This is a genomic window from Candidatus Palauibacter scopulicola, from assembly GCF_947581915.1.
Taxonomy (GTDB): Bacteria; Gemmatimonadota; Gemmatimonadetes; order Palauibacterales; family Palauibacteraceae; genus Palauibacter; species Palauibacter scopulicola.
The window spans coordinates 115,027-139,903 of sequence record NZ_CANPWG010000021.1 but is presented as its reverse complement, the minus strand read 5'-3'; the positions used below and the strand labels follow the sequence as shown (position 1 = coordinate 139,903).

At 68.7% G+C, this 24,877-nt stretch carries 22 protein-coding genes; 14 read left to right on the top strand and 8 right to left on the bottom strand.

The genetic code is table 11. The features are described 5' to 3' along the window. Positions 1–85 precede the first annotated feature (85 nt). Entirely contained in the window at positions 86–1,903 is a 1,818-nt protein-coding gene (locus RN743_RS04575; protein WP_310776746.1) for a DUF885 domain-containing protein, read from the bottom strand. Positions 1,904–2,030: 127 nt separating this feature from the next. Between RN743_RS04575 and RN743_RS04570 the strand changes: the two genes are divergently transcribed. From RN743_RS04570 to RN743_RS04550, 5 genes are all read left to right on the top strand, one after another. Beyond that, positions 2,031–2,219, top strand: coding sequence for a hypothetical protein (locus RN743_RS04570; RefSeq protein ID WP_310776743.1), 189 nt, complete (start codon positions 2,031–2,033; stop codon positions 2,217–2,219). Further along, positions 2,220–2,501 (top strand): OsmC family protein, encoded by a 282-nt coding sequence (locus RN743_RS04565; protein WP_310776740.1) that lies wholly within the window; start codon positions 2,220–2,222, stop codon positions 2,499–2,501. 10 nt (positions 2,502–2,511) lie between these two features. Beyond that, positions 2,512–2,739, top strand: a complete 228-nt coding sequence (locus RN743_RS04560; RefSeq protein ID WP_310776737.1) for a hypothetical protein — start codon at positions 2,512–2,514, stop codon at positions 2,737–2,739. Between the two features lie 78 nt (positions 2,740–2,817). Further along, a complete protein-coding gene (locus tag RN743_RS04555) occupies positions 2,818–3,078 on the top strand; it encodes a type II toxin-antitoxin system Phd/YefM family antitoxin (protein ID WP_310776734.1) in 261 nt (86 codons plus the stop codon). A gap of 4 nt (positions 3,079–3,082) precedes the next feature. Further along, positions 3,083–3,496, top strand: coding sequence for a type II toxin-antitoxin system VapC family toxin (locus RN743_RS04550; protein WP_310776731.1), 414 nt, complete (start codon positions 3,083–3,085; stop codon positions 3,494–3,496). Between the two features lie 18 nt (positions 3,497–3,514). Here RN743_RS04550 and RN743_RS04545 read toward each other — a convergent pair whose 3' ends face one another. Next, positions 3,515–4,243, bottom strand: a complete 729-nt coding sequence (locus RN743_RS04545; protein WP_310776728.1) for a UPF0149 family protein — start codon at positions 4,241–4,243, stop codon at positions 3,515–3,517. A 201-nt stretch (positions 4,244–4,444) separates the two neighbouring features. Between RN743_RS04545 and RN743_RS04540 the strand changes: the two genes are divergently transcribed. The 3 genes from RN743_RS04540 to RN743_RS04530 all read left to right on the top strand — a co-directional run bounded on the left by RN743_RS04540 (position 4,445) and on the right by RN743_RS04530 (position 6,778). Beyond that, a complete protein-coding gene (locus RN743_RS04540; protein ID WP_310776725.1) occupies positions 4,445–5,974 on the top strand; it encodes a solute:sodium symporter family transporter in 1,530 nt (509 codons plus the stop codon). Positions 5,975–6,119: 145 nt separating this feature from the next. Then, the gene (locus RN743_RS04535) at positions 6,120–6,359 is read left to right on the top strand and encodes a ribbon-helix-helix protein, CopG family (protein ID WP_310776723.1); all 240 of its coding nucleotides are present in this window, start codon (positions 6,120–6,122) and stop codon (positions 6,357–6,359) included. Next, positions 6,356–6,778, top strand: a complete 423-nt coding sequence (locus RN743_RS04530) for a PIN domain-containing protein (RefSeq protein ID WP_310776721.1) — start codon at positions 6,356–6,358, stop codon at positions 6,776–6,778. Before RN743_RS04535 ends, RN743_RS04530 begins: the two co-directional genes overlap by 4 nt. Before the next feature lie 15 nt (positions 6,779–6,793). On the opposite strand, the gene trxB is transcribed toward RN743_RS04530, so the two are convergent. From trxB to RN743_RS04515, 3 genes are all read right to left on the bottom strand, one after another. Then, on the bottom strand, positions 6,794–7,750 hold the full coding sequence (gene trxB / locus RN743_RS04525; RefSeq protein WP_310776718.1) for a thioredoxin-disulfide reductase: 957 nt from the start codon (positions 7,748–7,750) through the stop codon (positions 6,794–6,796). 246 nt (positions 7,751–7,996) lie between these two features. Continuing rightward, positions 7,997–9,187 carry an ATP-binding protein gene (locus tag RN743_RS04520; RefSeq protein ID WP_310776715.1) on the bottom strand — a complete coding sequence of 397 codons (1,191 nt, stop codon included), beginning with the start codon at positions 9,185–9,187 and terminating at the stop codon, positions 7,997–7,999. A gap of 134 nt (positions 9,188–9,321) precedes the next feature. Continuing rightward, complete coding sequence (locus tag RN743_RS04515; protein ID WP_310776711.1) at positions 9,322–9,498, bottom strand: hypothetical protein; 177 nt, start codon at positions 9,496–9,498, stop codon at positions 9,322–9,324. Between the two features lie 146 nt (positions 9,499–9,644). Between RN743_RS04515 and RN743_RS04510 the strand changes: the two genes are divergently transcribed. The 5 genes from RN743_RS04510 to RN743_RS15970 all read left to right on the top strand — a co-directional run bounded on the left by RN743_RS04510 (position 9,645) and on the right by RN743_RS15970 (position 21,272). Beyond that, the gene (locus RN743_RS04510) at positions 9,645–12,755 is read left to right on the top strand and encodes a tetratricopeptide repeat protein (protein WP_310776709.1); all 3,111 of its coding nucleotides are present in this window, start codon (positions 9,645–9,647) and stop codon (positions 12,753–12,755) included. Beyond that, entirely contained in the window at positions 12,752–14,548 is a 1,797-nt protein-coding gene (locus RN743_RS04505; RefSeq protein WP_310776707.1) for a CRTAC1 family protein, read from the top strand. Before RN743_RS04510 ends, RN743_RS04505 begins: the two co-directional genes overlap by 4 nt. A gap of 110 nt (positions 14,549–14,658) precedes the next feature. Next, positions 14,659–17,184: a choice-of-anchor B family protein gene (locus RN743_RS04500; RefSeq protein ID WP_310776704.1), complete on the top strand. Its 2,526-nt coding sequence runs from the start codon at positions 14,659–14,661 to the stop codon at positions 17,182–17,184. Between the two features lie 112 nt (positions 17,185–17,296). Continuing rightward, on the top strand, positions 17,297–20,803 hold the full coding sequence (locus RN743_RS04495; protein WP_310776701.1) for an FG-GAP-like repeat-containing protein: 3,507 nt from the start codon (positions 17,297–17,299) through the stop codon (positions 20,801–20,803). Between the two features lie 274 nt (positions 20,804–21,077). Next, on the top strand, positions 21,078–21,272 hold the full coding sequence (locus tag RN743_RS15970) for a hypothetical protein (RefSeq protein WP_343218986.1): 195 nt from the start codon (positions 21,078–21,080) through the stop codon (positions 21,270–21,272). Positions 21,273–21,296: 24 nt separating this feature from the next. On the opposite strand, the gene RN743_RS04485 is transcribed toward RN743_RS15970, so the two are convergent. Together RN743_RS04485 and RN743_RS04480 are read right to left on the bottom strand one after the other, a co-directional pair. Further along, positions 21,297–22,235 (bottom strand): hypothetical protein, encoded by a 939-nt coding sequence (locus tag RN743_RS04485; RefSeq protein ID WP_310776697.1) that lies wholly within the window; start codon positions 22,233–22,235, stop codon positions 21,297–21,299. Between the two features lie 152 nt (positions 22,236–22,387). Continuing rightward, positions 22,388–22,945, bottom strand: coding sequence for a Uma2 family endonuclease (locus tag RN743_RS04480; protein WP_310776881.1), 558 nt, complete (start codon positions 22,943–22,945; stop codon positions 22,388–22,390). A gap of 280 nt (positions 22,946–23,225) precedes the next feature. On the opposite strand from RN743_RS04480, the gene RN743_RS04475 reads away from it, so the two are divergent. Continuing rightward, entirely contained in the window at positions 23,226–23,588 is a 363-nt protein-coding gene (locus RN743_RS04475) for a cupin domain-containing protein (RefSeq protein WP_310776695.1), read from the top strand. Between the two features lie 3 nt (positions 23,589–23,591). On the opposite strand, the gene RN743_RS04470 is transcribed toward RN743_RS04475, so the two are convergent. Next, complete coding sequence (locus tag RN743_RS04470; RefSeq protein ID WP_310776693.1) at positions 23,592–24,815, bottom strand: Uma2 family endonuclease; 1,224 nt, start codon at positions 24,813–24,815, stop codon at positions 23,592–23,594. Between the last annotated feature and the right edge of the window lie 62 nt (positions 24,816–24,877).

Here is a 24,877-nt window from a genome sequence, read left to right as displayed (position 1 = left end):
GTCTCAAGGCGGCAACGGCCACCCCGGCGGGCAGCCCGGGGCAGGACGCCCTGTCAGCGCCGGTTCGGACGCAGCGGGGCTGCTGTCAGCCGGCGGCCTCCGCGAGCCAGCTGTCGATCGCGTCGCTGAGCGCGGGAAGGCTCAGCGCGCCGTTCTCCAGGACCCGGTCGTGGAACTCCGCGATGGAGAACGTCTCCCCGAGCCTCGCCTCCGCTTTCGAGCGCAGCCGCGAGATCTCGAGCTGCCCCAGCTTGTAGGTGAGCGCCTGGGCGGGCGATGTGATGTAGCGGTCCACCTCGTTCTCGATGTTCACCTCGGCGAGCAGCGTGTTCTCGCGGACGAAGTCGACCGCCTCCTCGCGGGTCCAGCCGAAGGCATGGATGCCGGTGTCGACGACGAGCCGGCTGGCCCGCCACGCATCGTAGGAGGCGAGGCCGATGCGGCTCAGGCCGTCCACGTAGAGGCCCATTTCGTCGGCCAGGTGCTCCGCGTACAGCGCCCACCCCTCGACAAAGGCGACCGAGCCGAGGTGCTTCCGGAACTCGGGCAGACCCTCGATCTCCTGGGCGATGGCCGTCTGGAGGTGGTGCCCCGGAATCGCCTCGTGGAAGCTGAGGACATCGGCCTGGTACCGCGGACGGATCTCGGGCCGGTAGGTGTTCACGTAGTACGTGCCGGGCCGCGATCCGTCCGGCGCCGGTTCCCGGTAGTAGGCGAGCTGGCTCTGCGGCGCCTCGTACAGCGGGATCGGACGGATCACCATCTCCGTCCGCGGCGTCGTGCCGAACCAGTCGGGCATAACGAGGGCCGCCCGCGCGTAGGCCTCCTCGGCCATCTGCACGATCTCCCCCGGCCAGCGGAAGAACATCTCCGGGTCCGACCGCAGCCGCTGCTGGATCTCCTTCAGGTCGGACGTGCCGAGGACTTCCTCTCCAAGCGTCCGCAGTTCGTCGTGGACGCTCTCCAGCTCCGCCAGACCCTGGGCGTGGATCTCGGCCGGTGTCAGGTCGAGCGTCGTAAAGGTGCGGATCATCGCCTCGTAGCAGGCGCTGCCGCCCGGCAGGCTGGAGAGTCCGACCGCCGCTCCCGTGCGCGAGTGCGGATAGAGTTCGTCGCGCAGAAAATCGCGGAGTCTCGCGTAGGCGGGCTGGATGCGCTCCGAGGCGGCCTCCCGGATGCCGGCCCGGAAGTCGTGGCGCGTCCCCTCGGGCCAGGCATCGAGCCGCGTCCCCGCCGGAGCGTAGATCGGCCATTCCTCGACCGGTCGTTCGAGGAGCGCGTCGAGCTGCACGATCGTCCGGTTCACCGACGCGCGCGCCGCGACCCGGCCCGTCTCGAGGCCCGTGCGGAGGTTCGAGATGTAGTCGTCGATATAGTCCGCGAACGCGTTCCAGCGCCGGATCATGCGCTCGCCGTCGACCGGCGTCTCCAGCGGCTGGGCGCCCACGATGTTGAGGAAGTCGAGCTGGAACCCCTCCCGGTGGTCCACCACCCACACCTCGAGATCGCACGTCTGCTCGGCGACCTCCGTCGAGAGCTGATGGTCGAGTGCAAGATAGGTGAGCCGGTTCCCGGGCCGCAGCGACGCGAGGTCGATGGCCGCGAGCGCATCCATGAGGGCACCAACCTCGCGCCGGCGATTGCTGCGCCCCGCCGGCGAGATGTCGCGAACGCGGTCGCTGAGGCGGTGCTCCCCCAGGTAGGTCGCCTGCAGCGGGTTCCAGGAGAGGTAGGCATCCCAGAAGCGGTCGCTGAGCACCGACAGGTCGCTGAGTGGAGCGGGGGCCCCCGTTTCGGCCGAGCCCCGCTCGCAGGCCGCGATCCCGCCCGCCATGAGGATCACGGCCACGATCCGGCCCGTCGCTCCGGCCGCAAGTCGGCTCCCGTCGCGGGTTGACGTCATGCTGGTTGCTCTTGATCGTTCCGTTTGCGCGTCACGCCCCGAATCTCGCCGCCCGAAGATGCGGCAGGGAGGGCGGGTGCGTAAAGGAGCGCCCACGAGGGGGAACCGAAAGCACAAGGAGAGCGTCGTGTCCCAGCCGTTCTACACTGCCCGCGCGCGTCTCGAGAAGGTCGAGGGCGTGCACCGGCGGGCCCGCCTCGAAGAGGGGACCGAGATCGACTTCGGCGTCCACGGTCCCATCAAGTCCCACTACCGGATCGACGCGAAGGACCTGCCGCTCCCCGTCGACTACCAGGTGGCCGCGACCGGGGGCTGAATGCTGGGCACGCTCAACGGCGCACTGGAAGTGCGCGGCATCCGCCTGGCCCCCGAGGACATCACCGCCGAAGCGGAGGGCATCCTGCACCTCCGCGACCGCATGCCGCTGCTCGAGGAGATCGTCGTCCACTACCGGCTCCGCATCCCCGCCGAGGCCCGGGAGACCGTCGACCGCGCCCTTGCCGGCCACGGCGCGAAGTGCCCCACCGCCCGTTCGCTGGAGGGCGCGATCAAGGTGAGCTGGACTGCCGACATCGAGGAGATCCCTGCTTCATCATGATGAGGGCGACGTGACACGGAGCGAGGACATGGTCCGCGTGTTCGAGGCGTGGGATGAGAGCGAATTCCTCGCGGCGCGGCTCGCCCTCGAGGCGGACGACATCCCCTTCAGGGTCGAAGGGGAGTTCGCACCCGTGTCCTGGGGCCCGACGGCGGCCGCGAAGGTCCTCCGCGTGCCCGCCAGCCGGCACGAAGAAGCGAGGCAAACCCTCTCGCGGGTTCTCCACGTCGATTCCTGAGCAGCTTGCAGCCGAATCTTGCTTCCCTTCCAATATCGGACTAGTCTGATGTCTAGTCAGATCACCCGGAGGGATTGAATGAGCAACGCGTGGCAGGTTCAGGAAGCGAAGGCGCGTTTCAGCGCGCTTCTTGAGACGGCGTTGACGCAGGGGCCGCAAGTTGTCACGAAACGCGGCGTCGAAGCCGCGGTCCTGGTGCCCATCGACCACTGGAGACGGTTGGAGAAGATGGCCAAGCCGAGCCTGAAAGAACTGCTGCTCGCGCCCGAGGCCCGGACGGACCATCTCGTTCCGCCGCGCCGCGAAGTGCGGCAGCGGGCGACGCCCCGATTCGACTAGCCGCGTGTTCCTGCTCGATACCAACGTCGTTTCGGAGTTGCGGCGCCCGAGGCCGCACGGCGGGGTGCTGGCATGGTTTCGCGACGTTCCCGCCGCCGAATTGCGTCTCTCGGCGGTCACGGTCGGTGAGATTCAGGCCGGAATCGAGATCACCCGCGAGCAGGATTCGGCCAGGGCCGCGGAACTGGAAGCGTGGCTCGACAAGGTCCTCGAGACGTACGAAGTGCTCCCGGTGGATGCGACCGCCTTCCGTGAATGGGCGCGGATCATGCACGGGCAATCGGACACGCTGCTCCAGGATGGAATGATCGGCGCCGTCGCCACGGTGAACCGACTGACCGTGGCGACCCGCAACGTCCGCGATTTCGAGCGACTCGGCGTGAAGACCGTCAACCCGTTCGGGCATTCGGAGCGCTGACCGCTCGGCCGGCGGACGCTACACGAGCCGGATCCGACCGCAGCATTTCTTGTGTTTTCGCCCGCTCCCGCAGGGGCATGGCGCGTTCCGGCCCGGCCGGTCGGCGCGAACGGCGGGGCGTCGAGGTTTCCGTTCGCGCGCGATTCCCTCGAGCGACAGGCCCGCTTTCGCGTACATCGCCGCGCAATCGGGAAAGACGCTTCGTGCGCCCGCGAGGGCGTCCTCGAGCGAGGCGCTTTCATCCTCCTCCTCCAGCACGGACTCGAGCGTCGACCGGTTTGCCCAGATCCCGAGTCCCCAGAGTGAGAGGCCGAGTTCGTCCATCACCTCATCGCCCCCGGCGCGCCAGTCTTCCTCGAGCCACAAGTGGCCCTTCATGAAGCCGCGAGCCCACTGCGACACGGGAGCGTCGGGTTCCAGGTTGGCTTCGAGATCGTCGCGGAACTCGAGGGACGCCGGGAGGGCGCCGTCGCGCTGGCGGACATCCGCCGTGACTTCGTTGTACACCGAGAACAGCGCCCGCATGATGCGGTCCGTCTCGGTCTCCGACTCGAACTCCGGCACATCCCCGCCGACGACGAGCGGAAGCCACTCCGCCGGCGGGCAAAGGCGCGGGCCCGCGGCCAGAGCGAAGAAGAAGCCCTCGATCTCGAAGATCGTCATCCAGGCCTCCTGCCCGGGCTTCGAGAGCCAGGTGGCCAGCGTCTCGCGATCCGCGCCCATAATGGGTCCCGTCGACTCTCTCACACCTCAGCTCCAAACCGTAGGTGAAACCGTGCTCGCCGGATCAGGTCGCCGGCAGTCGATCTTCCGCGGCATCGTACAGGCCCGCCACGCGCCGGGCGACCGCCCCGCCGAGTCCACATCCCTTGCGGGGTCTTGCAACGGGCGGCTAAACACTAGCCTCCGTTGCGAATCGCCCTCGCGCCCCCGTCCGGAGCTCCGCATATGACCTTCCGGCCGCTCGATGTTGCGGCGTTCGCGGGCTTTCTGCTGCTCGTGGTCGGGGTGTCGCTCTACGCCTCTCGCGGGCGGCGGGACGCGGCGGGATACTTCCTCGCTGGTCGTAACCTCCCCTGGTGGCTCATCGGGTTCTCGCTCATCGCGTCGAACATCTCGACGGAACACTTCGTGGGGATGGCGGGGCGGGGCTACGACATCGGACTCGCGATCGCGAGCTACGAGTGGATGGCGGCCGTCACCCTCGTCCTCGTCGGACTCTTCTTCCTGCCGCGCTTCCTCGCGGCGGGGATCTTCACCATCCCCGAGTACCTCGAATTCCGCTACGACGTGCGCACGCGCACCCTGATGGCGGGCTTCATCCTCGCGGCGTACGTGCTCGTGGCGCTCGCGACGGTGCTGTACTCCGGCGCGCTCGCTCTGGAGTCGATCTTCGGCCTCGACGTGTCGGCCGGCATCTGGCTCATCGGCGTGCTCGCGGGCGGGTACACCATTTACGGCGGACTGAAGGCGGTGGTGTGGTCCGATCTCCTCCAGGGCGTGGCGCTCCTCCTCGGCGGCGTGCTCGTGACCGTGCTGGGGTTCCGGGCCATGGGCGGCATCGGCCCCTTCCTCGACGCGGCGGACGGAAAGCTCCACACCGTCCTCCCGTGGAACCACCCGGAGATGCCGTGGGTCGCCGTCTTCATCGGGGGCCTGTGGATCCCGAACATCTTCTACTGGGGACTGAACCAGTTCATCACGCAGCGCACGCTGGCGGCGCGCAGCCTGGCGGACGGGCAGCGTGGGCTCTTCCTGGCCGGCTTCATCAAGTTGTTCATCCCGTTCATCATCATCTTCCCGGGGATCATGGCGGCCGAGCTGTTCGCCGATCAGGTGACGAACCCGGACCAGGCCTACCCGGTGATGATGCGCGAACTCCTCCCGGTCGGGCTGACGGGGATCATGTTCGCGGCGCTGTTCGGGGCCGTGATGAGTTCGCTCGACTCGATGCTCAACTCGGCGGCGACGATCTTCAGCGTCGACCTCTACAAGCGGCACCTGCGGCCCGAGGCGTCATCGCGGCGCCTCATGGTCGTGGGACGGATGACGACGGGCGTGCTCGTGGTGGTGGCGTGCCTGTGGGCGCCTGTCGTGGCCCGCGCGCCGAGCGTGTTCGAGTACATCCAGATGTTCTGGGGGTTCATCTCGCCGGGGATCGTGGCCGCGTTCCTGTTCGGGATCTTCGCGCCGCGCACGCCGCCCGCCGCCGCCTTCGGCGGGATGGTGCTCGGGATCCCCGTCTACGGCGTCCTCCTGGGGCTGCTGCCGGAGGTCGCGTTCCTCCACCACATGGCGATCACCTTCCTCGCGATCAGCGCGTACATCGTCCTCGTGACCCGCGCGCGGCCGCTCTCGGTCGCCCGCCGGCTGCCGCGTGCCGCGGAAGGCGTGGACCTGACGCCCGCCCCCCGTGCCGGATTCTGGGCCGGAGGCGTGATCGCGGGAGCCGCCGTCCTCTACATCATCTTCTGGTAATCCAGGTCATCTTCCGGTAATCCGGGCCTCGGGACGTCCCCCCCCGCGTCGAGTTGGAATTGACGGCACATCGCACATCGCGTAATACTTATTATCGTACTACGGTAGTAGGCAATTATGTAATACACACAGGCGAAGGGCTGAAATGAAGCCTGTATCGCTGAAGATGCCGGGGCACCTCGCTCGGGAGGTCTCCGAGGCCGCGCGCCGGCGGGGAGTGAGCCGATCGGCGCTGATCCGCGAGGCCCTCGAGGCATTCCTGCGCATGGAGAGAAGCACGCCACCCGTTTCCGCCCTGTCCCGGGCCGCCGATCTAGCTGGCGCCTTCTCGGGGCCCGAGGATCTGTCGGCGAACCCGGACTACCTGCGCGGCTTCGGTCGATGAACCCGTGCACCATTCTCGATACGGGCCCGCTGGTCGCCTTCCTGAACTCGCGGGACGGGCATCACCGTTGGGCACGGGACCAGTGGGCCCGCGTCGAACCTCCGTTCCTCACCTGCGAAGCCGTCATCGCCGAGGCGTGCTTTCTGGCGCAGCGTCTCGGCGCCGGAGCGCCGGAAGCCGTGGTCTCGCTCGCCGAGCGGGGCGTTCTCGTTGTGTCGTTCAGGCTGGCGGACGAGGCCGCCGCGGTCGCGCGGATGATGAAGAAGTACGACGACGTCCCGATGTCCCTGGCGGATGCGTGCCTCGTCCGGATGTCCGAACAGCACCCGGGCAGCGTGATCCTCACCCTGGACGGCGACTTCAGGATCTACCGCAGAAGCGGCCGCCACCCCATCCCGACCCGGATGCCCGGCGCGTGAGGACGGAGGCGCGGGCTACCCGTTGTGGGCGAGGAAGCGTTCGGCGTCGAGGGCGGCCATGCAGCCGGTGCCCGCCGCGGAGACGGCCTGCCGGTAGTAGTCGTCCATGACGTCGCCCGCCGCGAACACTCCGGGCACGTTCGTGTCCGTGCGCCACGGCGTGGGCATGTCGACGTAGCCGTTCTCCTTGAGGTCGACCTGGCCCTGCAGGAACGCCGTGTTGGGGATGTGGCCGATGGCCACGAACATCCCGCCCACCTCGACCTCCGACGCCTCGCCCGTCACCGTGTCGCGCAGGCGGAGGCCGGTGATCGCGTCGTCCCCGAACACCTCCTCCACAGTCCGGTTCCAGAGAAAGCGGATCTTGTCGCTGGCGAGGGCCCGCTCCTGCATGATCTGCGACGCCCGCAGTTCGTCGCGCCGGTGGATGAGCAGCACCTCGCTCGCGAACTTCGTGAGGTAGAGCGCCTCCTCCATCGCGCTGTCGCCCCCTCCCACGACGGCGAGGACCTGGTCCCGGAAGACGGGCAGGGCGCCGTCGCACACGGCGCACGCGGACACGCCACCCCCACTCTGCGCGAGCCGCTCCTCGCCCGGCACGCCGAGCCAGCGCGCGTTGGCCCCCGTGGCCACGATCACGGTCTCCGCGCGCACCTCCTGACCCCCTGACGAACGGAGCAGGAAGGGTCGATTGGAGAAGTCGACCTCGACGATGTCCTCGGTGAACACGCGCGTGTCGAAACGCAGCGCCTGCTTCTTGAAGTCCAACATCATGTCGATGCCGCTAACCCCTTCGGGGAAGCCGGGATAGTTCTCCACATCAGTTGTGAACATAAGCTGCCCACCCGGGATCATGGTGCGGCTCCCCGCACCTTCGAACACGAGCGGATTCAGGTTCGCCCGGGCCGCATAGATGGCCGCCGTCCACGCGGCGGGGCCCGAGCCGATGATGACAACGTTTTCTGTGCTCATCGCTCCATATCAGTTCTCGGCGGTGGATGTCGCATTCTCGGCCCGCGCGGCCTCGGCTTCCCGTCGCCGAACGGCTGCCGCGCGTGCCAGCGCCACTTCCCGCGCGCGGCGGAGGGCAATCATGACATTCTCCACCGATGGCTCTCCCTCCGGGAACCTGTCCGGAGCCTGCCTCCGGTCCTCCGTCATGGCGCTTCTCCAAGTGAAATCATCTCAGCGGCCCGAGGCCCGTCCCGCGCAGGGCGGCTACGAACGCCAATCGTCTCCGGGCAGGATCCGCCGCATGAAACGGTCGAAACGGGGAACTGTAAACGCGGTGTCTCCGTGGCTGGGGCTCCAGATCATTCCCTTTGAGATCAATTGGGCGCGCATGGGTGCGAGCGAAGTGACGTCCCGGTCAAGCACCGCGGCAATCTGCCCAGAGCGATGTGGTCCCGGACCGAGTTCGGCCATGGCCCGGAGGTATCTTCGCTCCGCTTGCGTCGATCGATCGAAGCGCACCATGAAGAACCCCTCATCAAGCGTCGCGACGGCCGCTGCGGACGCCGACCGCACATCGCTCGCCGTGATCGGCGTTTCTTCTGCCACGTCCCATACGTGCTTCCCCCATTCCTGGAGAAAGTAGGGGTATCCCTCGGTCTCCCGAAGGATCATGTCGACCGCTTCCGGCTGGAAATCCACGCCCAGGTCCCGGGCCGGCTTGATGATCGCCGTTAACGCGGCTTCCGCGGACAGCGGACCCACCTCCGGAAAGTCGAATAAACGCTCGGCATAGGACTTGGCGCGACCCATCCGGCCGCGCAACTGCGGGAGCCCCGCCCCCACGAGGGTGATCGGAAGACTGCGTTGAGCGGCCCGGTGCAGCGCGACGACCAGCGCCGCCAGTTCCTCTTCGGCGACGTATTGGAGCTCGTCCACGAACATGACCAGTCCCGTATCCGCGCTCGCGCAGGCCTCCCCGACGGCTTCCAGAAGTGCCTGCAGGTCAAGCTCGAGATCGCCGTTGTCCGCGAGACCCGGCTCGGGGTCGAGATCGAGTCCGAATTCGATGTCCTGGTACTTTACCTTGAGGGCCCCGGCGAACCCCGCCAGACCCCGGAGTGCGCGCCTCGCCAGTTCGCTGGCGCGCGACTTCTTTTCCAGCTGGATCATGGCCAGGCGGAGGCCCGGTCCCAGCAGGGCAGGAAGCGAGCGTGACTCGGGCGCTTCGACACGTGTGACCAGCATGCCCTTCGACTCGGCGTACTCGCTGGATTTCAGCAAGAGAACGGTCTTGCCGACCCCCCGGAGGCCGACTGCGAGCACGCTCTTGGCGGGACGACGCATGCGCGCCCTCTCGAGCGCGATCCGGATCCGATCCATGAGATCTTGCCGGCCCGCCAGTTCGGGTGGAGGCATCCCTGCGCCGGGAGAATAGGGGTTGAGGATCGGATCCATCGGTGCCGCCGTTTATACGAAGGTTAGCGAGTTTATCTTGACGGGATAATATCGCTAAACTTGCTATAAATTCCAAGCGGAGCGGCGTGGAGAAGCTGCAGCGACGAGCGACAACCTCGAGTCTCGGTCCCCAATCAACGTTCAGGGGCGGTCAGGACCTTCTCTGCTTGCGCAGCCTCGGCCTCGCGTCGCCGAACCGCCTCGGCGCGGGCCAGCGCGACCTCCTGCGCCCGCTCCAGCGCGATCAACACATTCTTGATCGACGGCTCTCCCTCCGGGAACCTGTCCGGAGCCTGCGTTTCATCCTTCATCACGACGTCTCTCCCTGTGGATCACGAACCTGCGAAGGGAGGCAACCTATCGTGCCCGGGAGTCCGAACGAACGACGCCGGGCTTCTCGCTCGCTGGCGGCCGGTGTTGGTTGCGCGGGCGCGGCGGTTGCGGTTTCGTTCGGGGCATGAATGGACGCGGGCGGGAGACGGAGGAGGGGGCGCCGAACGCGGCCCGATCCGGTGCGTCGGACCGCGCCGGGGTGGCCGACGAGGCCGGCGGCTCCGGGGCCGACGCCGGGCGGGGGCGGCCGGTGCTGCGCTCCATCCTCGGGACGGGGCAGCGGCGCTGGCTGCGGTTCGGGCTCGGGGTCGCCGTGTTCATGCTGGCGAACACGCTCTATCTGCTCGCGAACCGGCTCGCGGACGGGCTGGGGCTCGAGTTCTTCGCGGTGGGAGAGAACTCGCTCCCCCAGCTCTTCCAGGCGATGGTGCTCACGCACACGGGTGTGGGGCTGCTGCTGGCCGCGATCATGTTCGGGTTCCTCGCCGCGCACCTCCCGACGGTGTGGAAGCGGAAGCACCGCGCCTCGATCCTGACGGGGATCGGGATGGGACTCGTGGGAGGCGTCCTCGTTCTCACCGGACTCTTCATCCTCACCGCCGCGGCGAGCCGCGAGAACAGCTGGGCGTGGTGGGCGCACGTGGGGAGCGCCGTCCTCATCGTCTCGGCCTACGCCGGGCACCGGTTGGTGAGCTACGCGCGTCCGCCGGGTGTGCGGGCCCGCCGCTTCGCGCTCGCCACCGGCGCCGTGCTCGTCGTTCTCGTCGCGTGGCACAGCCTCACCCACCGCGGGCTGCAGCTCACCCCGGAGGCCGAGGCCGCCCTCGCCCAGGGTCTGAACGAGGGCCCCGGAGGCCGCGACCGCGACGTTTCGCGCTTCGTCGATGCGGACTTCGTCCCGACCGGCCTGGTGCCGCCCGAGAGTCCGTTCTTCCCGGCCGCGACCACGACGAGCACGGGGACGTATCTGCCCTCCCGCATCATCACCCGCACGGAAGCGGGAGAGCTCGCCGCGCAGGCGGCCCGGGAGCGCGCGGCGCGCGTCCGCGCCGAGGTGGAACGGCGGGGGTTCGCGGCGGACGAACTCATCGGCGCCACCCAGTGCGTGCGCTGCCACCCCGATGTGACGGCGCAGTGGGCAACGTCCGCGCACCGCTTCGCCTCCTTCAACAACCCCTTCTATACGGCGACGATCGAGGACATGCGGGAGGGGTCGCTGGAGGCGGGGCCGGAGGTGATCGCGCACCTGCGGGAGTTCGGGCTCGAGCCGGACGCGGCCGGGCGCGTGAAGAGCAAGTGGTGCAGCGGGTGCCACGATCCCGCGCTCATGCTCGCCGGCGCCATGGACGCGCCGATCGATCCCGCCACGGTCGAGGCGCAGGCCGGGCTCACCTGCCTCGCCTGCCACGCGATCGACCGCATCCACGACAACACGGGCAACGGCAACTACAACATCGCCGACGAGCAGGAGGACCCCTACCTGTTCGCCGAGGCCGAGGCCGGGACGCTCGGCGCCTACCTGCACGACGCGGCGCTCAAGGCGAAGCCCTCCGTCCACATGGCGCAACTCCTGAAGCCGGTCCATTCGACGTCGGAGTTCTGCGCCACCTGCCACAAGGTGAGCCTCACGGAGCCGGTGAATAACTACCGCTGGCTGCGGGGGCAGAACGAGTACGACGCGTGGCACGACAGCGGGGTGGCGCGGAACGCGTCGCGCACCTTCTACCTGCCCGCGGCCGCGCGCGTGTGCCAGGACTGCCACATGCCGCCGGAGGAGGCGCCGCTGGGCGACGTCTCGGCCGAGGACGGAATGGTGCGCTCACACCGGTTCCTGGCCGTGAACACGGCGCTCCCCTTCCTGCGCGGCGACACGGCGACGATCCGCCGCACCGAGGAGTTCCTGCGGGACGAGAAGCTGCGGGTCGACATCTTCGCCATCCGGCGGGGTCCCAACGACGATCCCGAGATGGGGCTCGATCTCTCGCCTCCGAGCGTGTCTCCGGGGGAGACGGTCATGTTCGAGGTCGTGGTCCGGAACCAGGGCGTGGGCCACACCTTCCCCGGCGGGACGAACGACTCCAACGAGGGCTGGCTCGAGTTCGAACTGGTGGACGCCGAGGGGCGGCGGATCGCGATCAGCGGCGAGATCGGCGCGGACGGATACCTCGATCCGATGGCGCACTTCTTCAAGTCGGTGATCCTCGACCGCGAGGGGCGCCCCATCCAGAAGCGGAACGCGCAGGACATTCACGTGACCGCCGCGGTGAACGTGATCGGCCCCGGGAGCGCGGACGTCGCCCACTACCGGATCACGCTGCCGCCCGACCTGCCCGAGGGTTCGCTGACGGCGCGGGCGCGGCTCCTGTGGCGGAAGTTCGACCGGGCCTACACGGAGTTCGCGTTCGGCGCCAACCCGCAGGGGTTCGCGGAGTTCGACGACGTCCCGGAGCTGCCGATCACCGAGATCGCCCGCGACGAGGTCACGATCGGGGTGGGCGGCCGCGTGGACCCGGTCTCGACCGAGGAACAGGACGAGGAGATCTGGGTCCGCTACAACGACTACGGGATCGCACTCCTCATGGAGGGGAACGACCGGCTCGCCGAGCGCCCCTTCGAGCGCGTGGCGGAGTTCTTCCCGGACCGCGTGGACGGGCCGCTCAACCTGGCCCGCATGGCGCTCATCGCCGGCAACCTCGACGACGCGTTCGACAACCTCGAGCGGGCCGAAACCATCGAAGCGGGCAACCCGCGCGTGGCCTGGGTGTGGGGCGGCGCGCACCAGGAGGACGGCGCGTACGATGCCTCCGAGGCTGCGTACCTGGCGGTGCTCGACGCCTTCCCGGAGGACCGCGAGGCTTGGTTCCAGTTGGGGCGGACGCGATACCTTGCCCAGCGGTACGAGGCGGCGGTCGAGGCGTTCGACCGGACGCTGGCCATCGATCCCGAGCACCGGCAGGCGCACTACAGCCGCATGCTCAGCCTGCGGGCGCTGGGGCGCGACGAGGAAGCCGCGCTGGGCGAGGCGGCGTTCGAGCGTTACCGGATCGACGAGGCGGCGCAGGCGATCACGAGGGCCTACAGGGCGGAGAACCCCGGCGTGAACCTGATGGCACAGGATATCCGCACGCACGAACTGCGGCCGATCGCACCGGCGGGAGGCGCGGCGTCCGCGGATCGTTCGGCGGGAGGCGCGGCGTCCCCCGACCGTCCGGCGCGCGGCGGCGGAGGTCGATGAACGCTCGCCGCGCCGGACCCCTCTCGATCGGCCTCCTCGCGGCGGCGACGGCCTGCGGTCCCGACGAATCCGAGGACGCGGAGGCGCCCTCCTATACCCAGACGCGCCCGAGCTTCACGGCGCGCGAGGGCAGCGACGCGACGACGTCGATCCGTTTCACGGACGTCACGGCGGCGGCGCGGATCGACTTCGTCCACGCCACAGGCGCCTTCGGCGAGAAGTGGATGCCCGAGACCATGGGGAGCGGCGTCGTCGTGCTCGACTACGACGGCGACGGCTGGCCCGACCTCTTCTTCGTGAACAGCACGGGCTGGGAGGGGCGCGCGGAGGACCGGGGCGCCCGGTCCATGCTCCTGCGGAATCTCGGGGATGGGACGTTCCGCGACGTCACGCGCGAGGCCGGCCTCGACCGGCCCCTCTACGGCATGGGCGGGGCGGCGGCCGACTACGACGCGGACGGGGACACGGACCTCTACGTGACGGCGGTCGGGGACAACCGGCTGTACCGGAACGACGGGGGACGATTCACCGACGTGACCTCGGAGACCGGTACGGCGGGGAACGCGCCGGACGCGACGGATCCCGCCTGGTCCACGGCTTCGGCCTGGTTCGACGCCGACGGGGACGGCTGGCTCGACCTCCTCGTCTGCAACTACGTGGACTGGACGCCGGAGACCGACCTCTTCTTCACCCGCGATGGGGTGAATAAATCCTATGCGACCCCCGAGGAATACAACGGCGAGTCCTGCCGCCTCCTGCGGAACGAGCCGGCCTCGGCGGGGGTCGGCGGCTCCTCGGTTCCGGGCGCGGCGGCCCGGACCTCCGCGCGGCGCTTCCGGGACGTGACGGCCGAATCCGGCCTCGAGAACCCCGAGGGGAAATCGCTCGGCATCGTGATCGACGACTTCACCGGGAACGGCCTCCCGGACGTCGCGATCGCGAACGACACCTACCAGAACTTCCTCTATCGGAACGAGGGAGACGGGACTTTCGCCGACGTGGCGCTCGATGCGGGGGTCGCCTTCGACGAGTTCGGCCGGGCGCGGGCCGGGATGGGGGTCGACGTCGGGGACATCCTCAACCGGGGGCAACTCTCGATCGCGATCGGCAACTTCTCGAACGAGCCCGTGTCGCTGTTCACGCAGATCCAGGCGGGGCTGTTCCAGGACCTGGCCGGGTCGGCGCGGCTCACGCGGTCGACGCTCCTGCCGCTCACGTTCGGGCTCCGCTTCGCGGACTTCGATCTCGACCGCTACGTGGATCTCGTGCTCGGGAACGGCCACATCGAGCCGGAGATCGAGGCGATCCAGGGGGACGTGACCTTCGCGCAGCCGCCGCAGTTGTTCCGGAACGACGGGCGCGGGGGGTTCATCGACGCCGGCGCCATGGCGGGCGGGGGATTCGACGAGCCGATCGTGGCGCGCGGGGTGGCGACCTTCGACTACGACCGCGACGGGGATCTCGACCTGGTGATCTCGACGAACGGCGGGGCGGCGAAGCTCTTCCGGAACGATCTTGAGCCCGGTCCGGGCTGGGTGCGGTTGCGCCTGGAGGGGGCGGCGCCGAATCTCGGCGCGGTCGGGGCGACGGTGCGGGTGTTCGTGGGCGACGTGGCGCAGCGGTTCGTGGTCTCGACCGCCTCGTCGTATCTCTCGCAGTCCGAGGCGAACCCTGTGCTCGCGGGCCTGGGCGGGGCGCCGCGGGCGGACAGCGTCGTCGTCGTCTGGCCCGGAGGTGCCCGAACCGTCACCGGACCCGTTGAGGCGGGCGCGGCACTCACAATCCGCGAGTAGCCTTCCGCCGGCGCGGCGGCGGCCGTCGCGAGGGCGATGGCATCTGGCGCGAGCGCCGTCCGAAACCGATCATTCGTCCGCCAAGACCCGCCTCCAGGAGACCGTCCGCGATGACCCCATCGAGCCCCGCGCGCCTCGCCGCCGCCCTCCGTCCCGCCACGCCGCAGCCCGCCCTGCTCTTCGTGATCGCGTGCGCCGCCGCCGTCTTCGCCGGCACTCCGGTCGCGGGCCAGTCGGGCTCGTTCGGCCACTCGGTGCTGATCCACGAAGGCGAGCTCCTCGTAGCCGAGCCGACCACCAACTTCCGCCCCGGTGCCGTGTATGTGTACACAAGAGGAGAGGAGGGGTGGATGGAGTCCGGCGTGATTCGCGGGCCGGACCCCGAGATCGCCGATGGCTTTGGCACGGTGCTGGCCGCCGCCGGCGACCATCTCTTCGTCGGCATGCGCGGGACCGGCATCCAGATCTTCGGGCGTGGCGAGGGCGGCGGATGGGTATGGCGGGACGCGATCACGGCCGATGAGGTCCGCGGTCTTTCACCGGACTGCCGCTTCGACGGCTATTGCGGGACCGACTTCGGATTGGCGCTGGCGGCGGAGGGCGAGTGGCTGATGGTGGGCACGCCCGACCCGGCCGATGGTCCGGGCGGAGGAGGGCCGGACGTCCGGGACGATGCCGGTGCGGCGGGCACGATCCACGCGTACCGGCGCGGCGCCGACGGCCGGTGGACGAAGCGGACGGAGTTGCGCCCTTCGGGCGGCGGCCCGGGCGACCGCTTCGGAGCGGTGGTGGCCTTCACGGAACGCGGCTTGCTCGTCGGTGCTCCGGGCTGGGGTCCGCGGATCGAGGGAGGCGGCGAGGCCCGGGGCGAGAGCCGCGAGGGGACGGGCCGCGTCTACCGCTTCGACCTGAGTGGGGACGGCTGGACGGAAACCGGATCGATAGGGTCGGCGGAAGGCGCGGGCTCCGGCTTCGGTATCGCGCTCTCCGCAGAGGGCGACCGGCTTCTGATCGGCGCGCCGGGCGCGGACGCCGATCGCGGGGCGGTCCTCGTGTACGCCTGGGAGGTCGGCTCCGGTTCGTGGGTGGCCGAGGAGCGGATAGTGCTCGAAGGCGGCGCAGAGGGCGACCGCTTCGGCGCGGCGGTCGCCTTCTCCGGACCCGACGTGTGGGTGGGCGCGCCAACGGAGCGCGAGAACGAGACCGGTGCCGTCCTGGTCTACGAGGCCGAAGCGGACGGCACCCTTCCCCGGCGGCCGCGCCGCATCGCCCTCCCTCGCGAAGAGACGGTGGAGCGCGACCGTTTCGGCGGACTGGTGGTCGCGGACGGAGCGCTCGCGGCGGTTGGAGCGCCCGGCATGCACCATCAGTCGGGCTCCGTCCACCTCTTCGAGGACAGCGGCCCCGGCTGGGCGGCGGCGGGCATGCTCGCAAGCGCCCCCGATGCCCTCGAGCCCATGGTCGGCGAGGAGCGCCGCTGCGTGGAGGGCAGCGTCGGCCCCTTCGATTGCAGCGAAGTCGAGCTGCTCGCGTTCATTCCCAACTCCATTCTGCGGGCCGAGGGCAGCGCCCGGGGCGTCCGCGCCAACGACAACTGGGGGTGGACCGACCGAGAGACCGGGCGCGAGTACGCGCTGGTGGGACGCAACGACGGCACCTCGTTCATCGACCTGTCGGATCCCACCCGTCCGGTCCTGGTCGGCGATCTGCCCAAACCCGACGGCACGCCCCCGTCGCAGCTGTGGCGCGACATCAAGACGTACAAGGACCACGCCTTCATCGTGGCCGACGGAGCGGGCGACCACGGCATGCAGGTCTTCGACCTCACCCGCCTGCGCGACGTGGCGCCCGGCGACATGCCCGCGCTCTTCGAGCCCGACGTCCACTACCGTGGGGTGGCGAGCTCGCACAACATCGTGATCAACGAGGAAACCGGGTTCGCCTACGCGGTGGGCAGCGGCGCGGGGCGCGAATCCTGCGGCGGCGGTCTTCACATGATCGACATCAACGATCCCCGGAATCCCGAGTTCGTTGGGTGCTTTCAGGAGGACGGCGGCACCCACGACGCGCAGTGCGTGCTCTATCGGGGTCCCGACGAACGATACGAGGGGCGCGAGATTTGCCTCAACTCGAACGGACGGTACTTTCAGATCGCCGACGTGACCGACAAGGAGAACCCCTACGCGGTGTCTCGCGCGACGTCACCCAATGCCGCCTACATCCACCAGGGCTGGCTCACTCCCGATCACCGCTACTTCTATCAGGACGACGAGTCTGACGTGATCTCCGGCGCGGTCGAAACCACGCGGACATTGATTTGGGACTTGAGCGACCTGGAGGATCCGGTGCTTGTCAACCAGTTCATGGGCTCGCTTCCCGCCAGTGCCCACAATCTCTACCTGAAGGACGGCTTCGCGTATCAGGCCAACTACCGCTACGGCCTCCACGTGCTCGACATCTCCGATCCCGTGAACCCGCGCGAAGTGGGCTTCTTCGACACGGCCCCGTATCAGGAGGGTCCGGGCTTCGGCGGGGCGTGGAGCACGTATCCGTTCTTCGAGAGCGGCACCATTATCGTCACGAGCATGCGCGAGGGGCTCTTCGTGCTCAGGAAGAGGGTGCGGCCGGTAAGTTAGGGCAGTATCGGGCTTTCCGGCGGGGCGGTTCGTGTAATTCCATGGACGGGAGGAGTGTGCGGTGACGGAACCGAAGCGGTCTGGCAGTCCGGCCCCGATCCGAGTTCGCGGGTTGACCTTCCTCGCGCTGATCGTTGGCTGCGGGGAGGCGGGGGCGCCCGTGCCGGAGGCTTCCTTGGCCGAGATTCTCGCCACGCGGGGGACGGCGGACGCGGCGCTTCAGCAGGACCGCCTGGAGGACGCACGGTCCGACTACCAGCGCCTCGTCGAGATGGCGCCGGCGGAGGCGGCGGGGTACGCGGGACTCGGCCTCACGGCGCTCAAGGCGGCGGACTACGAGGCGGCCGAGGAGAACCTTCTCGAGGCGCGCGAGCGGGCGCCGGACGATCCGGAGCTGACGCTGGCGCTCGCCACGCTGCGGACCGAGACGGGCGATTTCGGGGAGGCGCGGGCGCTGCTGGACGAGACGCTGGCGGCGGACCCGGGCCACGCGCGCAGCCTGTGGGGGTTGGCGGAGGTGGAGGCCCGGGCGGCGGGAGTGGACTCGGACGCCCGCGCGGACGTTCTGGCGCGCCTGGCGGCGGCCGCGCCGGGCAACCTGGCCGCCCTCGCCGCGCTCGCCGATGCGCAACTCGCGCGCGGCGAACTCGACGCCGCCCTGGGCACGATCGAGAGTCTGCGGCAGGTCGCCCCGGACTTCCGCCCCGGGCCGCGCGCGGCCTTCGAGGCCGCCGAAGATGCCCTCCTGGATGGCGACGCATCGACGGCGATCGGCCAATTCGCGGATTTCCGCGCGGCGTTCGAGGTCACCTCGCCCTACCAGGCGAGCCTCGACGAACTGAGGCAGCCGGGCGGCCCCCTCGCGGGCGTCGCCGCACTCGACTTCAGCTTCCTCGTCTCCCTCCGCGTCCAGGAGCCCGAGGCCGTGCTTGCCTCCCTCCGCTACACGAACGCGTCGACCCTCGCCGGGCTGGTGGGCATCCTGCCGGCGCACGACGGAACCCCTCCCCCCGCCACGATCGCAACGGGCGACTTCGATGGCGACGGCGACGAAGACCTTCTCTGGAGCCACAGCGGGATAGGGCGCGTCCTTCGCATCGACCTCGGCCGCTACGTGGACACCTCCGGTGATCTCGGCACCCTTGACGCGGGGGAGGCAGAGGCGGCGGCGATCTGGGTCGATTTCGACGACGATCGCCGTCTCGACGTGTGGTTCGCGGGGCGCTCGCCGCGCGCGTACCACAACGACCCAGCCGGAGGTTTCCGGGAGATCGCGCTCCCATCGGCTGCCACGGGGGAGGCGGGCGGCGCGGCCAATGACGTCTTCGCGGCGGATCTGGACCAGGACGGCGACCTCGACCTGTTCGAACCGCACACCGGTGCGAACCGCCTCTTCCGCAACAACGGCGACCTCACCTTCGCGGAGATGGCGGTCGACTTCGGACTCGCCGGCCCGGCGGACGCCGACACGCGCGACGCGGCCTTCGGGGACCTCGACAATGATCGCGATCTCGACATTGTCCTCGCGGAAGGCTCGGGCGGCCTCCGCCTGCTCGACAACGAGCGCGCGGCCACCTTCGCCGACCGCACCGACCGTCTCGGCGCGGAGGGCGAGGCGGCTGCGGAGGAAGCGCTGGCCGTGGCGGTCGGCGACGTGAACGGCGACGGCCGGCTCGATATCGTGGCCGCCGGAGGGGACCGCGTTCGCCTCCTGCACGGATCGGCCGACGATTTCGCGCTCGCGGCGACGGTGCCGCTGAACGGTCTCGTCCCGCGCGACCTGCTCCTGGTCGACTTCGACAACGACGGTCGGCTGGACCTCGCCGTCGCCGGCTCGCCCCCGGGTCCGGCCTCGGGCGTTGGCTTCACGACTGGCCCCGGGTTGCGGCTCTTCCGCAATGAAGGGAATGGGCGCCTCGTGCCGGCCGACGAGTTTCTCCCCGATGTTGCCTCGGGAGATTTCCGTGATGTCCGTTCGTTCGATTACAACGAGGACGGCGACGCCGACCTTCTCCTCCTCGGTGGTGACGGGCACCCAACCCTCTTCCGTAACGACGGCGGGAACGCGAACCACTACTTCCGACTCGACCTCGCGGGACTCGGCGAGGGAAGCCGCAAGAACAACCGCTTCGGGATCGGGGCGCGCGTCGAGGTGCGGGCCGGAGACCTCTTCCAGGTCCACACCGTCACGGACCCCACCACCCTCATCGGCCTCGACGGCCGCCTGAAGGCCGATGTCGTCCGCGTGTACTGGCCGAACGGCGTCCCGCAGGACCTCTACTTCCCGGGCACGGACCAGGACCTCGTCGAGGAGCAGACGCTCAAGGGTTCGTGCCCCATGCTCTACGTGTGGGACGGCGACGGGTTCGAGTTCGTGGGCGACATGATGTGGAAGAGCGCGCTCGGCATGCCCCTCGGCATCCTCGGCGGCGGCCAGCGCGCCTACGCCCCCGCCTTCCCCTCGCAGGAGTACCGGCGCCTCCCCGACGGCGTGCTCCAGCCGCTGGACGGCGAGTACGTGATGCAGATCACCGAGGAACTGTGGGAGACGATCTACGTGGACGGCGTGAACCTCGTCGCCGTCGACCATCCCTCCGAGATCGACGTGTACGTGAACGAGGCCTTCATCCCCCCCGCGCCCATCGACCTCGAACTGTGGCGGGTGGGCGAACGGCACGCCCCGGTCTCGGCCACGGACGAGAACGGACGCGATCACCGCGAGGCGCTCGCCGAACGCGACTTCGACTACGTCTCGTCCTTCCGCCCCGGCCGCTTCCAGGGGATCGCCGAGCCGCACGAACTCATCCTCGACCTCGGCCCCGAGGCCGCGTCCGGCGATGTCACCCTCTTCCTCACCGGTTGGATTTTCCCCACCGACGCAAGCATCAACGTGGCGATGGGCCAGTCGGACGCTCTCGCGCCGCACTTCCCGGAACTCGACGTGATGGGCCCCGGCGGCGAGTGGCAGCCCGCCATCCCCGGCCTGAGCTTCCCGTCGGGCAAGGACAAGACGGTCGTCGCCGACCTGCGCGGTCTCTTCCCGACGGACGACCGAAGAGTGCGAATCCGCACGAACCTCATGGTCTACTGGGACGAGGCCTTCTTCACGACCGGCCCCGCCCACCCGGGTGCGGCCGAGGCGCGCGTGACGTCGCTGGCGCCCCGGAGCGCGGACATCCACTATCGCGGTTTCGCGCGCGAGTTCAGGAAGGGCGGCCGCTACGGCCCGCACTGGTTCGACTACGATTCCGTCACGGTCGAGCCCCGCTGGCACGACCTGTTCGGCCTCTACACCCGCTTCGGCGACGTGACCGACCTCGTGGCCGAGGGCGACGACCGCTACGTGATCCAGAACGCCGGCGACGAGATCACCCTCCGCTTCGATGCCGAGGCGTTTCCCGCGCTGCCCGAGGGCTGGGGGCGCACCTTCCTCATCTACTCCGACGGCTGGGTGAAGGACGGCGACCTCAACACCGCCACCGGCGACCGCGTCGTACCCCTCCCGGCCCGAACGCTGTCCGGCTATCCGCCGTCCCCCGAGGAAGGACGCGCCGAAGCCCCCGAAGCGGAACTCGCCGACTACCTCACCCGCGTGATCCCGCCCCGGGAGGACCGATGAGCAACGTCGTTTTCGACTGCGTCCTATGGCGCTGGGAGTGAGACGATTGCGGGACGAGGGGGGTGAACTGACGAAGTTGCACGACCCCTAACGGGCAGGTACCCTGAGGGTGAGATTCAACAGGCCCCTGCGCGCCGGGTCGACCGTATAACGGTCGGCTAATCCAAACGGACGCAGGGGCCGTTCATTTGTGGCGAGGTTCGCCCGAGGCAAGGGTCCGGCACCACTGGCTCCGGACGACCTGCGGCCCCGCTTCGAGCAGAAAGGCGTCGACATGCGGATCGGTCTGGACATCGCGTCTCTCGCGCTCAAACGCCTCGTTACTGATGTCGCGGTCGTCACTCGGGACTCCGATATGGTCCCGGCATTCAAGCTCGCCCGGCGCGAGGGATTGCAGGTACACCTGGATCGTCTGGGCGTAGGGCGGTGCGAAGAGCTGTGCATCCACTCCGACACTGTGATCGGTTGAGGAGCGAGGCGGAGCCGGACGAGGCTAATCGTGTCTCGGCAAACACCGCGATCCATTCACGCCAATGCTCCATGCCGCAATCCGCGCACTTGTCGCCTTCTCGAGCCGGTAGTAGCCACGACGCGGAGATGTGATGACGAAGCCGCGGACAGGCTTCCCATGTTTCGCCAGCCAGCGACACGCGAAGTAGATCGCGGAACCCTTCCCGCCGCGCCGCCCGGCGTACCCGTGCTCGAGTACATGGGCCACCGCGTCGTGGAGTCGGACTTCCTGGTTCTGACCACCCAAGGCGATCAAGCCCAGTACCAATGCATCGTCCCTGAAGAGCCCCCCGTAGCCCTCGGTTTCCGCTGGCTGAGACACCTCATGGTCCGCGACGACCGGCGGCGGCGAGCGTGAGTCATCGCTCGGGTCCCTGCTGCTCAGTCGCGGCTGCGTGATGTGTTTCGGCCGCTGACTGCCGCGCCACGACGGATGTACCAGGACGTGCCACTCGATCTCAGGCGCGATGGAATCACGGACTTGCCGGAACCGAGCCTTGTCGAAGGCCGCGCTCTGGAACACGACGACGTGCGGCGCAAGCACCCGCACTTCCTGCAGGAACAACGCCGTTTCGAGGTGTCGGTCGACGTGCTTGCGATCCTGCCCGCCACCCTTGTTCCGTCGGCCGATCGTGACCCACTTGTAGAAGTTCGTCAGGGCGACATGGGAAAGCGGATTGCTTCCGAGTGCGTAACCGGCTCTCAAGATCGCCCGGCATGTCTGATCGCGGTCCTTGACCCGGTCCCACTCGTGACTTGGGAAGGCGTACTTCAACGCCGTGAAGTAGGTGCCCGCGATGTGAGGGTTGAGCGAAGGCAGAGGCTTGCACTCGATCGCTTGGCGCCTCTCCTCGAAGTGCTGGAGCCGACCCGGCGTCTCGTCTGACCCGATGTCGAGTCCGACGACGAGCAGCCGCTTCACATCCGGATCCGTGCCGTACAGCGAGCCGATGTACGGATAGGTCGCGAACTTCCGGTCAGCTTGCCGCGGCGTCGTCCCCGTCTCCGGATCGATCTCAATGTCGCGAAAAAAGTGCCGGTAAGCGGCTTCCACCCGCTTGCGGTATTGGATTGTCAGGAGTCGGGGCGGAAGACGTCCCGCAGATCGATGGTGCCGAGGCGCTCCGAGCCGAGCCGCACGGGGAGCGTTGTCGTGTGGCGCTCGTGCTCGGGATCTTCACCGAAGCGCCACACATCCACGGCGTTCGCGTCCGGATCGACGATCCAGTACTCGGGCACGCCGTGGCGCTCGTACAGGTCCCGCTTCTTGCTCCGGTCGCGGCGGGCCGTGGAGGGGGAGAGGATCTCGGCCACCAGATCGGGCGCGCCCCGGATCCAGTCCTTCCCCACGATCCCCCTCCGCTCGGCGGACACGAACATCAGGTCGGGCTCGACTCCCTCGCCCGTGACCGGGAACTCAACCCCGACGGGTGCCCAGAACAGCTCTCCGCGTTCTGCCTTCACGAGCAGAGGATCGAGGGCGCGGAAGAGCCGTCTGGTGATGCGGTGGTGGCGGATCGAGGGTGCGGGGGTCACGTACAGCTTGCCCCCGATGACCTCGTAACGGTTGCCGTCGTCCGGCATTCGCTGGGCGTCGAGCCAGGTGACGGGTGCGGTCGAGGATTGCGGCATGGTCTGCACATCATAGCTCCGGGCGGGGGTGAAACCAAAGTCCAACCCCACGGTCCGGCCCCTGCTCATCCAGCTCTCAACTGCAATGCCGCCCCTCTGGCGACGGGGCGGAATGAGCCGCGAGCAATTCCGGCTCGACGCTCCCGCTCGACGCCCCGCACCTACGAGGCATACCGTGACTCGGTATGACGCATCGTTGTGTTGCTCATGGAGATCGGGATATGGACCTGCGGGAGCCTCAAGTGACGACCGAAGCGAACCACGGAGCGGAGAGTCGGGGATGAAGGAAGCCGTCAACCTGGAGGAGAAGTTCGGCCTGCTGCCCGACTACTGGCAGCCGCGCGTCGTCGCCGAACTCAACGATTACCTGTTCAAGATCGCGCGGGTGAAGGGCGAGTTCGTGTGGCACGACCACGCGGATACGGACGAGGCGTTCTTCGTCCTCGAGGGCACCCTCCGCATCGACCTCCCGGACGGCGCCGTCGAGATCGGCCCCGGCGAACTCTACGTCGTCCCCCGCGGCGTGAAGCACCGCCCGGTCGCCGAGGAGGAGGTGAAGCTGATGCTCGTCGAACCCCGCGGCGTCGTGAACACCGGCGACGAACGCGGCGGCCTCACCGCCGAGTCGGACGTCTGGATCTGAAGATCAGAGGTCCGGCGCGAACACGGCTTCCAGGTCGATCGAGCCGACCTCTTCGGTTCCGAGTCTGACCGGGAGGGTCTCCGCAAAGCGTTCGTGCTGGGGATCCTCCGCGAACCGCCACGCGTCAACGGTGTTCTCGTCCGCATCCACGACCCAGTACTCGCGCACGCCTTGACGCTCGTAGAGGCGGAGCTTGAGGCCCCGGTCGCGGCTGGCGGTGGAAGGTGAGAGGATCTCGACGACGAGGTCCGGTGCGCCCGTGAGCCCCGCGTTCGTGATGAGTCCGCGCCGCTCGTTGGAGACAAACAGCAGGTCGGGCTGCACACCTTCTCCGGTGGCGGGGAACTCGACGCCGAAGGGGGCGGGCACTACGACCCCGTGCCCGGGTTGTTCCAGAACCTCGTCGAGCGCCTTGCCGAGCCGGTGGCTTACGCGCTGATGACGGAACGTCGGGGCGGGGGTCATGTAGCTACTGCCCTCGATCGCCTCGTAGCGATTGCCGTCGTCCGGCATCTGCTGGACGTCCTGCCACGTGATCGAGGGGATTTGCATGGTCGACACATCATAGCTCCGGGCGGGAGTCGTCTCCAAGTCCGCCCCTATGGTCGCCGGCTTCATCATCCCGCTCTCAACGGAGCGCCGCCTACCGCTTCGGTGGACCACCGCTTCGCGGAACCGGAACAGGTCTCGCGAGAAAACGACCTCCAGGTCGACCGCGCCCACCTGATCCGCCCCAAGCCGAACGGGTAGCTCCGTCCTGAAGCGCTCTTCCTCCGGCTCCTCCCCGAACCGCCACACGTCGACCACGTTCCGGTCGGGATCGACGATCCAGTACTCGCGAACTCCCTGCCTCCTGTACAAGTCGAGCTTGATCCCGCGATCCCGGTCTTCCGTCACGGGAGAAGTGATCTCGATCACCAGGTCCGGTGCGCCGACGAGCCAGTTCTCCGTGATGATCCCCCGCCGTTCGTTGGACACGAACATGAGGTCCGGCATGACGCCTTCGCGCGTCTCAGGGAACTCGACGGCCGTCATGGTGATGAACATCTCGCCGTATCCCTGATCGTCCAGGATGTCGCCCAGCGCCGTGAGGAGACGCCCGCTGACAATCTGGTGGCGCGTGCTCGGAGCCGGCGTGCCGTACAACTCGCCATCGACCGCTTCGTGGCGACGTCCGTCCTCCGGCATCAGGAGGGCATCCTGCCAGGTGATGTAGGGAAGTGACATGGTCTACTCACGATAGGCCTGCTGGCGGACCGCAGCCACTTTCGAGTCGCGGCCTCCGGTGG